General features: G+C 55.4%; 4 protein-coding genes, 2 tRNA genes and 3 rRNA genes. 2 read left to right on the top strand and 7 right to left on the bottom strand.

What is annotated here, in order from left to right:
* Nucleotides 1–94 precede the first annotated feature (94 nt).
* Nucleotides 95–1,900, bottom strand: a complete 1,806-nt coding sequence (locus C8C92_RS00995; RefSeq protein ID WP_165829232.1) for an ABC transporter substrate-binding protein — start codon at nucleotides 1,898–1,900, stop codon at nucleotides 95–97.
* Nucleotides 1,901–2,114: 214 nt separating this feature from the next.
* Between C8C92_RS00995 and C8C92_RS01000 the strand changes: the two genes are divergently transcribed.
* Together C8C92_RS01000 and dacB are read left to right on the top strand one after the other, a co-directional pair.
* Nucleotides 2,115–3,353 carry a nucleoside recognition domain-containing protein gene (locus C8C92_RS01000; protein ID WP_116742786.1) on the top strand — a complete coding sequence of 413 codons (1,239 nt, stop codon included), beginning with the start codon at nucleotides 2,115–2,117 and terminating at the stop codon, nucleotides 3,351–3,353.
* An 8-nt stretch (nucleotides 3,354–3,361) separates the two neighbouring features.
* Nucleotides 3,362–4,864: a D-alanyl-D-alanine carboxypeptidase/D-alanyl-D-alanine-endopeptidase gene (gene dacB, locus C8C92_RS01005; protein ID WP_116742787.1), complete on the top strand. Its 1,503-nt coding sequence runs from the start codon at nucleotides 3,362–3,364 to the stop codon at nucleotides 4,862–4,864.
* Between the two features lie 135 nt (nucleotides 4,865–4,999).
* Here the strand turns inward: dacB and rrf are convergent.
* From rrf to C8C92_RS01035, 6 genes are all read right to left on the bottom strand, one after another.
* A 5S ribosomal RNA gene (gene rrf / locus C8C92_RS01010) occupies nucleotides 5,000–5,112 on the bottom strand.
* A gap of 137 nt (nucleotides 5,113–5,249) precedes the next feature.
* Nucleotides 5,250–8,139 (bottom strand): 23S ribosomal RNA (locus tag C8C92_RS01015).
* 240 nt (nucleotides 8,140–8,379) lie between these two features.
* Nucleotides 8,380–8,455 (bottom strand) — tRNA-Ala (locus C8C92_RS01020).
* Between the two features lie 25 nt (nucleotides 8,456–8,480).
* Nucleotides 8,481–8,557: transfer RNA gene (locus C8C92_RS01025), tRNA-Ile, on the bottom strand.
* Nucleotides 8,558–8,636: 79 nt separating this feature from the next.
* A 16S ribosomal RNA gene (locus tag C8C92_RS01030) occupies nucleotides 8,637–10,167 on the bottom strand.
* The 16S, 23S and 5S rRNA genes sit together here with 2 tRNA genes alongside, the layout of an rRNA operon.
* Before the next feature lie 417 nt (nucleotides 10,168–10,584).
* Nucleotides 10,585–11,781: a DUF3322 domain-containing protein gene (locus C8C92_RS01035; protein WP_243420080.1), complete on the bottom strand. Its 1,197-nt coding sequence runs from the start codon at nucleotides 11,779–11,781 to the stop codon at nucleotides 10,585–10,587.
* Between the last annotated feature and the right edge of the window lie 5 nt (nucleotides 11,782–11,786).

Consider the following 11,786-nt stretch of genomic DNA (forward strand, 5'->3'; position numbering starts at 1 on the left):
TTTTCAGAGTAGCGCGATGCATCCGCAGCCAGCCAATGAAAAATGCTTTCCTAACCATAACTTTTTGGAATGAATGCCCTTTTCAGCGACGTGGTCACTTGCCTGCGGGGCGGCCCTTGGCGGGATCGACGTCCAGATAGCGCCAGGACGTGAATTCCACGGGGTGGCGCCTGTAGTTTTTTAGCCACGGTTGCTGCAGGTCGGCAGAGATGGGATGCGTCAGCAACACCCACGGCGTGTAAGCGTGGATCAGCTGAAACAGGTCGAAGTACAGACTGCGTCGGCGCGGCGTATCGGATAGCAGGCGCGCCTCCTCATAGCGTTTATTGTAATCGGGCAAGTTGAAGCGGGCATAGTTGGCGCGGCCAACGTTGCCACCATACAACAATTGCATAAAGTTATCGCCATCGGGGAAGTCGGCGATCCAGTTGGTCTCGAACATCTGCACCTTGCCCAGGCGCGACGCCTTGATGATTTCCGTCTTCTTGTCGCTCTTGAACTCAACGCGCACGCCGATGGCGTTCAGATTGCGCCGCCACAACTCATCGCGCAGGCGTCCCACCGTACTCGGCTCCGTATGCATGCTCAGCAGCAAGGGCGTGCCATCGGGCTGCGTGCGGAAACCATCAACGCCCACCTTGTAGCCGAAGCGGTCCAGCAAGGCGCGCGCCAGCACGGGATCGTAGCCGACGGGGCTGCGGTAAGCCTTGTCGTAACCGAGCACATTCGGCGGCAGCGGCGACTGCGCCGGCAAGGCCAGGCCCTTTTTCAGCAGCGCGATGTCTTCGCGGCTGTTGTAGCTGAGGGCGATGGCGCGCCGCAGGGCCAGCTTGTCCTTGCTGGTGCCGCCCAGCACGGGGTCGTCCATGTTCATCCACATGTAATACGTCTGCAGCACGGGAAAGCGCGTCAGCTGCAAGCCCTTGGCGGCCAGCGCCGGTTTCAGGGCGCCGTTTTCCAGCACCATGTCCGTCATCGATTCCGGTACTTGCTCCAGGTAATCGAATTCACCTTTCAGGAAACCCAGCATGCGCGATTGATATTCCTCGACGATGCGCACCTCGATGCGCTCGACCAGCGGTAATTGCTTGCCTTCCAGCGCAGTGGCGATGACGCGCGCGTCGACCGGCAAAGCGGCCAGCGCCTTGGCCTCGGTATGGAACACGGTGGCACGGAAAGTCGGATTGGCTTGCAGCACGATCTTGTCGCTGCGCTTCCATTCCTTGACGAGGAACGGCCCCGTGCCCACGGGGTGATTACCGATCTGCCCTGCCGCCGGGTACGCTTCGGCCACTTCGCGCGCCACCACGGCTGTCGCCGGCATGGCCAGGTAAAACAGGAAGTTCGGGTCGATGGCGTTGAGGCGGATGCGCAGGGTGTATTTGTCCAGCGCCTGCAAGCCGGCGATCGGCGTGTCGTAGCTGAATTTGGCTTTCAGGGCCGCATCGCCGACCAGCTTGTCTTCCAGCAAGAACAGCCACGGCGACTTCAGGCTCGGGTCATACAGCCGCGTCAGGCTGTAGACATAATCCTGCGCCGTCACTTCGCGCGGCTGGCCCTTGAAGGCGGGATCGGGCGTGAAAAAAATGCCGGGCTGCAAGTGAAAGGTATACGTGCGACCGCCGTCTGCCACGGTGGGCATGGCGCGCGCCGTATTGCCCTGCAGCTGCACCGGACGCGCCAGGTAGTCATAGCGCAGCAGCGGGTCAAAGATGTTTTCCATCAAATTCAGGCTGGCCAGGTCGGACGCCACGGCCGGGTCCAGGCCCGTCTCGCTGGTGCTCAAAAACAAGTGCAAGGTCTTGTTCGCGCGGGCGTCGGTGGCGGCGTGGGCCGGTACAGCGAACAGCGTCAACAGGGCCAGGCCGGCGGCGCAGGCGGTTTTGCGTAAAAACATCATCAGTGATCCAGTGCAGACAGGGGTAACGAACAACGACAAGCGACAGGCATCCCCCACACTACGCGGGCAAGCGACGGGGCGCCAATGAAAACAGGCTGCCAGCTTATAACTTTTTGGCATGCGATTGCTGCATTCTTTCATCAACTCGTATCGGGCTGCCCCTATACTTTGTTTGCAGACATTTTTCACTCCCGACACACAGAACTGATCGCATATGGCACTTAATTACATCTGGTCCGGCTTTTTCCTCGTTGGCTTCCTGGCCGCAGTGCTGCAGTGGCTGTTTCTCGGCGATACCGATATCTTCAAGCGCATCATCGACGGCACGTTTGAAACGGCGCGCATGGGCGTGATGGATATCGCCCTGCCGCTGGCGGGCGTGATGACCCTGTGGCTGGGCATCATGAACATCGGTGAAAAGGCGGGCATCGTCGGCTGGCTGGCGAAAGTGATCGCGCCCTTCTTTTCGCGCATCTTCCCGGAAATTCCGAAAGACCATCCGGCCACGGGCCACATGGTGATGAATTTCTCGGCCAACCTGCTGGGCCTGGACAATGCGGCCACGCCATTCGGCCTGAAAGCCATGGAAAGCCTGCAAACCCTGAATCCGAACAAGGAAGAGGCGACGAATGCGCAAATCATGTTTTTGGTGCTGCACACCTCGGGCCTGACCCTGATTCCGTTGGCCATCATGGCGCAGCGCTCCATCCTCGGCGCAGCCGACCCGTCCGACATCTTTATCCCCTGCATGATCGCCACCTATGTGGCCACCATGGTCGGCATCATCACGGTATCCATCAAGCAACGCATCAACTTGCTCAACCGCGTCGTCCTGAGCTGGATGGGCGGCATGACGAGCGCCATCGTCGCCATGATCTGGTACTTCACGCAATACCTGACGAAACAGGAGATCGAACTGGTTTCGAAGGTGGTCAGCAACCTGGTGTTGATCAGCGTCATCGCCATTTTCATCATCGGCGCGCTGCGCAAGAAAGTGAACGTGTACGACGCCTTCATCGAGGGCGCGAAAGGCGGCATCCAGACCTCGATTACCGTGATTCCCTACCTGGTCGGCATGCTGGTGGCCATCAGCGTGATCCGCAACGCGGGCGTATTCAATTTCCTGATGAGCGGCATGAACTGGTTCTTCGCCAACCTGGGCATCAATACGGACTTCGTGCCCGCCCTGCCAACGGCCATGATGAAGCCGCTCAGCGGCTCCGGCTCGAAAGCCATGATGATCGACGCCATGAATACCTACGGTGTCGACTCCTTCGTCGGCCGCCTGGCCTGCGTCTTCCAGGGCTCGGCCGACACCACCTTCTATATCGTGGCCCTGTACTTCGGCTCCGTCGGCATCCGCAAGACGCGCTATGCCATCACGGCCGGCCTCATCGCCGATTTCGCTGGCGTGGTCACGGCCGTCTTTGTCGCCTACGTCTTTTTCCACTAAGGAGCACCATGTTACGTCCTGTTCTGATGGCTGCGCTGTTGGCGGGTCTTGGCCTGTCGACTGCCCACGCGCAATTGCCCGAATCCGTCAGCCTGCTGCTGCGCAGCGCGAATATTCCCGAAGACGCCATGGGCGCCATCGTCTTGCGTGGCAGCACCACCGTGCTGTCGCACGGCGCCGAGCGCAGCATGCAGCCCGCTTCCACCATGAAGCTGGTGACGACGGCCGTGGGCCTGGAGCAATTGGGCCCCACCTTCCGCGGCCGCACGGAATTGCGCACCAGCGCCGACGTCATCAATGGCGTACTGAAAGGCGACTTGATCCTGCGCGGCGGCGCCGACACGGATTTCAACGCGGACGTGCTGGCACACATGCTGCAAACCCTGCGCAACCAGGGTATCGTCAAAATCAAGGGCGACCTGATCCTCGACCGCCAGCTGTTCCAGCCGGCCCGGCCCGATATCGGTACGCCGCCCTTCGATGAGTCGGCCGAGTTCCGCTACAACGTCATTCCCGATGCCTTGTTGCTGAACACCAATTTACTCGATATCAACATGAACTCGACGGACCGGCAATTGAGCATCCTGATGCAGCCGCCGCTGGAGAACGTCAGCATCACCAGCGACATGAAGCTCATCAAGGGTAGCTGTGCCCGGTGGGAAGACGGTTGGCGCCCACCCGAATACCGGCGCGATGCGAGCGGCAAGCTGCAGGTGATACTGCACGGCACCTTCCCGCAAAATTGCAGCAAGGCCACCAGCATCAATGTACTCGACCGCAACGATTATGCAGACCGCTTGTTCCGTGCCACCTGGAAACGCCTGGGCGGCACGCTCACGGGCACGGTACGCGAAGCGCCATTGACGGGCTTGCCGCCGACGGCCGAGCCGGTCGGCACGCGCATGCTGGCCGACCACGTGGCGCGCGCCTTGCCGGAAGTCTTGCGTGACATCAACAAGACCTCCGACAACACCCTGGCCCGCACCTTGTTCCTGAGCCTGGGCAGCTTGCAGAGCGATGGCTGGCTGGGCAGCCGCCCCGTTGCCATGGCGGCGCCGGAAGACACGGCCACGCGTGCGCGGCTAGTCATCCAGGAATGGTTCCAGCGGCACCATATCGATACCCAGGGCATGCTGATCGACAACGGCTCCGGCTTGTCGCGCACCGGGCGCATTGCACCAGCACAAATGGCTAGCGTGCTGCAAGCGATGCAGCAAAGTCCGTGGGCGCCCGAGTTCCAGTCCAGCCTGCCCATCGTGGCGCTGGACGGCACCATGCGCAAGCGCCTGCTGAACAGCCCGGCCGCCGCGCGCGCCCGCATCAAGACGGGCACATTAAAGAATGTGGTGGCCATCGCCGGCTATGTGCCTGACGCCAACAACCAGTTATGCGTGGTGGTCGCCATGATCAATAGCGACCTGGTGGGCAATGGCAATGGCCGCGCCGCCGTCGATGCGCTGATCGAGTGGGTCGCCAGGAGCGGCGCCACGCCAGTGGTGGCTGGCCAATAAAAGGGACGCAAAGACAGAAAGGCAGCGCGTAGCGCTGCCTTTTTTTACGCCTGTACGCTGTAAAACCTGCCAAAGCGCCAGACGAAAAAAAACCCCACCATTGCTGGCGGGGTTTTTCTCTACTGCGTATAACAAGCCTGACGATAACCTACTTTCACACTGGTTGCAGCACTATCATCGGCGCAAAGTTGTTTCACGGTCCTGTTCGGGATGGGAAGGGGTGGGACCAACTTGCTATGGTCATCAGGCATAACTTGTACTGGCATTTGTCCTCAGTGGAGCGACAAAGCCTGAATCTGGAAGAAGCAAAGATTGGGTAATGAATAGTAGTATCAACAAACGCACAACGTTGTACCGTCTTATCCTCTGTACCTGCTAAGGTTATAGGGACAAGCCGTACGGGCAATTAGTACTGGTTAGCTTAATGCATTACTGCACTTCCACACCCAGCCTATCAACGTCCTGGTCTCGAACGACCCTTCAAAGAGCTCAAGGCTCTGGGAAATCTCATCTCAAGGCAAGTTTCCCGCTTAGATGCTTTCAGCGGTTATCTCTTCCGTATTTAGCTACCCGGCAATGCCACTGGCGTGACAACCGGTACACCAGAGATACGTCCACTCCGGTCCTCTCGTACTAGGAGCAGCCCCCTTCAAATTTCCAACGCCCACGGCAGATAGGGACCAAACTGTCTCACGACGTTTTAAACCCAGCTCACGTACCACTTTAAATGGCGAACAGCCATACCCTTGGGACCGGCTACAGCCCCAGGATGTGATGAGCCGACATCGAGGTGCCAAACTCCCCCGTCGATATGAACTCTTGGGAGGAATCAGCCTGTTATCCCCAGAGTACCTTTTATCCGTTGAGCGATGGCCCTTCCATACAGAACCACCGGATCACTATGTCCTACTTTCGTACCTGCTCGACTTGTCAGTCTCGCAGTTAAGCACGCTTATGCCATTGCACTATCAACACGATGTCCGACCGTATCTAGCGTACCTTCGAACTCCTCCGTTACACTTTAGGAGGAGACCGCCCCAGTCAAACTGCCTACCATGCACTGTCCCCGATCCGGATAACGGACCAAGGTTAGAACCTCAAACAAACCAGGGTGGTATTTCAAGGTTGGCTCCACGAGAACTAGCGTCCCCGCTTCAAAGCCTCCCACCTATCCTACACAGATTGGTTCAAAGTCCAATGCAAAGCTACAGTAAAGGTTCATGGGGTCTTTCCGTCTAGCCGCGGGTAGATTGCATCATCACAAACATTTCAACTTCGCTGAGTCTCGGGAGGAGACAGTGTGGCCATCGTTACGCCATTCGTGCAGGTCGGAACTTACCCGACAAGGAATTTCGCTACCTTAGGACCGTTATAGTTACGGCCGCCGTTTACTGGGACTTCAATCAAGAGCTTGCACCCCATCATTTAATCTTCCAGCACCGGGCAGGCGTCACACCCTATACGTCCACTTTCGTGTTTGCAGAGTGCTGTGTTTTTATTAAACAGTCGCAGCCACCAGTTTATTGCAACCCTTTCACCCTTCTGGAGTAAACCAGTCAAGCTACCGGGGCGTACCTTTTCCCGAAGTTACGGTACCAATTTGCCGAGTTCCTTCTCCCGAGTTCTCTCAAGCGCCTTAGAATACTCATCTCGCCCACCTGTGTCGGTTTGCGGTACGGTCTCGTATGACTGAAGCTTAGAGGCTTTTCTTGGAACCACTTCCGATTGCTTCGTGCACAAGTGCACTCGTCTCAACCCCTTGAATTCCGCACCCGGATTTGCCTAAGTGCCTTCTATGAGCCAAAAACCAACTATTCCAACAGTTGGACAACCTTCCGCGATCCGTCCCCCCATCGCATCATACGACGGTGCAGGAATATTAACCTGCTTCCCATCAGCTACGCATCTCTGCCTCGCCTTAGGGGCCGACTCACCCTGCTCCGATGAACGTTGAACAGGAAACCTTGGGCTTACGGCGTGGAGGCTTTTCACCCCCATTATCGCTACTCATGTCAGCATTCGCACTTCTGATACCTCCAGCATCCTTTACAAGACACCTTCGCAGGCTTACAGAACGCTCTCCTACCATATATATCTGTGATAAATCACAGAACAATATCCGCAGCTTCGGTGACTGGCTTAGCCCCGTTACATCTTCCGCGCAGGACGACTCGATCAGTGAGCTATTACGCTTTCTTTAAATGATGGCTGCTTCTAAGCCAACATCCTGACTGTTTTAGCCTTCCCACTTCGTTTTCCACTTAGCCAATCTTTGGGACCTTAGCTGGCGGTCTGGGTTGTTTCCCTCTTGACGCCGGACGTTAGCACCCGACGTCTGTCTCCCAAGCTCGCACTCATCGGTATTCGGAGTTTGCAATGGTTTGGTAAGTCGCAATGACCCCCTAGCCATAACAGTGCTCTACCCCCGATGGTGATACTTGAGGCACTACCTAAATAGTTTTCGGAGAGAACCAGCTATTTCCAAGTTTGTTTAGCCTTTCACCCCTACCCACAGCTCATCCCCTAATTTTTCAACATTAGTGGGTTCGGACCTCCAGGGCGTGTTACCGCACCTTCATCCTGGCCATGAGTAGATCACTTGGTTTCGGGTCTACACCCAGCGACTGATCGCCCTATTCGGACTCGATTTCTCTACGGCTTCCCTATGCGGTTAACCTTGCCACTGAATGTAAGTCGCTGACCCATTATACAAAAGGTACGCAGTCACGGAACAAGTCCGCTCCTACTGTTTGTATGCACACGGTTTCAGGATCTATTTCACTCCCCTTCCGGGGTTCTTTTCGCCTTTCCCTCACGGTACTGGTTCACTATCGGTCGATTACGAGTATTTAGCCTTGGAGGATGGTCCCCCCATATTCAGACAGGATGTCACGTGTCCCGCCCTACTTGTCGTACGCTTAGTATCACCGGTCCAATTTCACATACGGGGCTATCACCCACTATGGCTCCCATTTCCAGAGGATTCTGTTATCGGTCCGACTATCACGTACAGGCTCTTCCCATTTCGCTCGCCGCTACTTTGGGAATCTCGGTTGATTTCTTTTCCTGCAGCTACTTAGATGTTTCAGTTCGCCGCGTTCGCCTTGCATACCTATGTATTCAGTATGCAATACCCTAAAAGGGTGGGTTGCCCCATTCGGAAATCTGCGGATCAAAGTGTGTTTGCTCACTCCCCGCAGCTTATCGCAAGCTACTACGTCCTTCATCGCCTGTAATCGCCAAGGCATCCACCATGTGCACTTATTCGCTTGTCCCTATAACGTTAGCCTCTCATCATTTGCATGAGGAAAGAGCGTTACAGGAATAAGAAAGTACAACGTTGTTGCTTGTTTGTTGATACATACAATCATTACCCATCGATTTGCGTTTTACGGCAAACCAATCAATAAATAATCTTTACTTCTTCCAGATTGTTAAAGAACATACAGCACTTGATCTCGAAAAGACCAAACCTAAATCCTGGTGCACTCTGCACTGATTTACGTTTGAACTTTTGGTGGAGGATGACGGGATCGAACCGACGACCCCCTGCTTGCAAAGCAGGTGCTCTCCCAGCTGAGCTAATCCCCCTAGGGTATTTCCAGACTACAGAAACTGGTAGGGCTGGTTGGACTCGAACCAACGACCCCCGCGTTATCAACACGGTGCTCTAACCAGCTGAGCTACAGCCCCAAATGCTGTTCTTTATATTAACAGCCGATAAGTGTGAACATTTGATGCGTGAATCATTACTGATTCGTGCAAACTCTAGAAAGGAGGTGATCCAGCCGCACCTTCCGATACGGCTACCTTGTTACGACTTCACCCCAGTCACGAATCCTACCGTGGTAAGCGCCCTCCTTACGGTTAAGCTACCTACTTCTGGTAAAACCCGCTCCCATGGTGTGACGGGCGGTGTGTACAAGACCCGGGAACGTATTCACCGCGACATGCTGATCCGCGATTACTAGCGATTCCAACTTCATGCAGTCGAGTTGCAGACTACAATCCGGACTACGATACACTTTCTGCGATTAGCTCCCCCTCGCGGGTTGGCGGCGCTCTGTATGTACCATTGTATGACGTGTGAAGCCCTACCCATAAGGGCCATGAGGACTTGACGTCATCCCCACCTTCCTCCGGTTTGTCACCGGCAGTCTCATTAGAGTGCCCTTTCGTAGCAACTAATGACAAGGGTTGCGCTCGTTGCGGGACTTAACCCAACATCTCACGACACGAGCTGACGACAGCCATGCAGCACCTGTGTACTGGTTCTCTTTCGAGCACTCCCTGATCTCTCAAGGATTCCAGCCATGTCAAGGGTAGGTAAGGTTTTTCGCGTTGCATCGAATTAATCCACATCATCCACCGCTTGTGCGGGTCCCCGTCAATTCCTTTGAGTTTTAATCTTGCGACCGTACTCCCCAGGCGGTCTACTTCACGCGTTAGCTGCGTTACCAAGTCAATTAAGACCCGACAACTAGTAGACATCGTTTAGGGCGTGGACTACCAGGGTATCTAATCCTGTTTGCTCCCCACGCTTTCGTGCATGAGCGTCAATCTTGACCCAGGGGGCTGCCTTCGCCATCGGTGTTCCTCCACATATCTACGCATTTCACTGCTACACGTGGAATTCTACCCCCCTCTGCCAGATTCTAGCCTTGCAGTCTCCAATGCAATTCCCAGGTTGAGCCCGGGGATTTCACATCAGACTTACAAAACCGCCTGCGCACGCTTTACGCCCAGTAATTCCGATTAACGCTTGCACCCTACGTATTACCGCGGCTGCTGGCACGTAGTTAGCCGGTGCTTATTCTTCAGGTACCGTCATTAGCAAGAGATATTAGCTCTCACCGTTTCTTCCCTGACAAAAGAGCTTTACAACCCGAAGGCCTTCTTCACTCACGCGGCATTGCTGGATCAGGCTTTCGCCCATTGTCCAAAATTCCCCACTGCTGCCTCCCGTAGGAGTCTGGACCGTGTCTCAGTTCCAGTGTGGCTGGTCGTCCTCTCAGACCAGCTACTGATCGATGCCTTGGTAGGCTTTTACCCTACCAACTAGCTAATCAGATATCGGCCGCTCCACGAGCATGAGGTCTTGCGATCCCCCACTTTCATCCTTAGATCGTATGCGGTATTAGCGTAACTTTCGCTACGTTATCCCCCACTCTAGGGTACGTTCCGATATATTACTCACCCGTTCGCCACTCGCCACCAGAGCAAGCTCCGTGCTGCCGTTCGACTTGCATGTGTAAGGCATGCCGCCAGCGTTCAATCTGAGCCAGGATCAAACTCTTCAGTTTAATCTCTGTTACTTTGCCATTTTATTGGCATGGTCGAACTATTTAACTAGTTCAAACCCCTCGCATTGCGAGGTGTTTGCTCACTCAAAAAACTGACAGGCTACTTCCGAAGAAGTATCCTATTTCATTATTTCTTGTGAACATTTGATATTTTAAGTTAGACGCCAATCCGAAGATTGACGCTGCACTTACATCAAATGCTCACACTTATCGACTGTTAATTGTTAAAGAACTGTATTCGGTGCCACTTTCGCGCTATCGACAAAGCGTTGTGTTTGTCAGCTGCAAAGAAGGAAGATTATGAAGCTTTTTCAGCATTTCGTCAACCTTCTTTTTTGCCCGCTTCACTCGGCATTTGCATGCATCGTTCAGCGAGGGGGCGAATTATAGTCCTGCCCCGCGATAGTGGCAAGGCTTTCAGCCAAGATTTTGTATCGCCGCCCTGACCCAGCGAAAACCCAGTCTTTCCTGCTCCATACGCAGGCATTCGCCCAAAGCATGTTCGCGCAGTATTGTAAACAGGGCCAGTTCCTCATGCGTCAAGCGGGTCAGATTACCACCGTGGCGTTTATGCGGCTCTTCACTCCCCCACAGCAAGCGGTGCGCTTCCAGGGTCGCGATGTCCATCAGCATGGAGCGCGCTTGCGGCAGGTATGCGCGCAAGCGATCCAGGATGGCAAAGCCGTGCGTATCGATATCGCCCCAGTAAATTACTTCCTTGTCAGCCAACCACGGCACATCACCGAGGCGTTCGACACTATAACCGCCGCCGAAAATCACCATGCAGTCTTCAACCTCCGGAAACGCCAGGCCATTGATTTCATTCTCGGTAATAAAGACGCGTTTTACATTGACATGCAAGGCAGCGAACTGCGCTACCGGCACGCTCAGGTCAGACAAGCCAGCGATATAATGACGCGGATCGAGCAGGCGAAAACGTATCAATACCGGTTTGCTCAATAATCCATAACGCGTTTCAAATTGGCGCGCCCCGACGGCCTGCGCGTCGATCGCCTCGGGCAGCATTAGCTGATCCAGTAATTCCGCCAGCAAGGCCTTGCGCGTTTCGATGAATTTTCCGTCCACCCCAGCGATGTCGAGTTCGCGCAAGTAAAGCTGCGGACGTGGATGCGCCACAAACCATTGCAGGATCAGCACGATGCGTTCCCATGCGGGCGCGTGCTCGAGCAACAGCATCGGACGGCGCGCGATCCAGCCGGCCAAAGCAGGAAACGCCTGCAGCGTCAGCGTCAGCAATTGCTCGAAACGCCGCTTCTCCGCCATTTTTCCGATCAGCCGCAAGGCGTCGCCCTCTTCGTCCACGACCACGCCAGCCGGCATGCGATTGCGCCCCAACTGGCGATGATTGATATCACGCCATTCGATGGTGTAGCCGTAGCCCTTGTGACTCTTGCTGCCTTCGTCAAGTTGGCGTATCCAGCGCCGCACTTCATCGAATTGCTCGCCCAGTTGCGCCGATGCAGGCTGGCGCAGATTGAGAGGCAAGGGAAACAGCACGCTCTGACTGACATGCGCCGCCAGCAGGCGACCGCTGTCCCACAGGCGCAGTAACTGCATACGAATGTCAGCCGGCGTGGTCCAGTTGCTGCTCATGGCAC

Origin of the sequence: Janthinobacterium sp. 78 (assembly GCF_003096775.1) — a bacterium.
Classification (GTDB): domain Bacteria; phylum Pseudomonadota; class Gammaproteobacteria; order Burkholderiales; family Burkholderiaceae_D; genus Janthinobacterium; species Janthinobacterium tructae.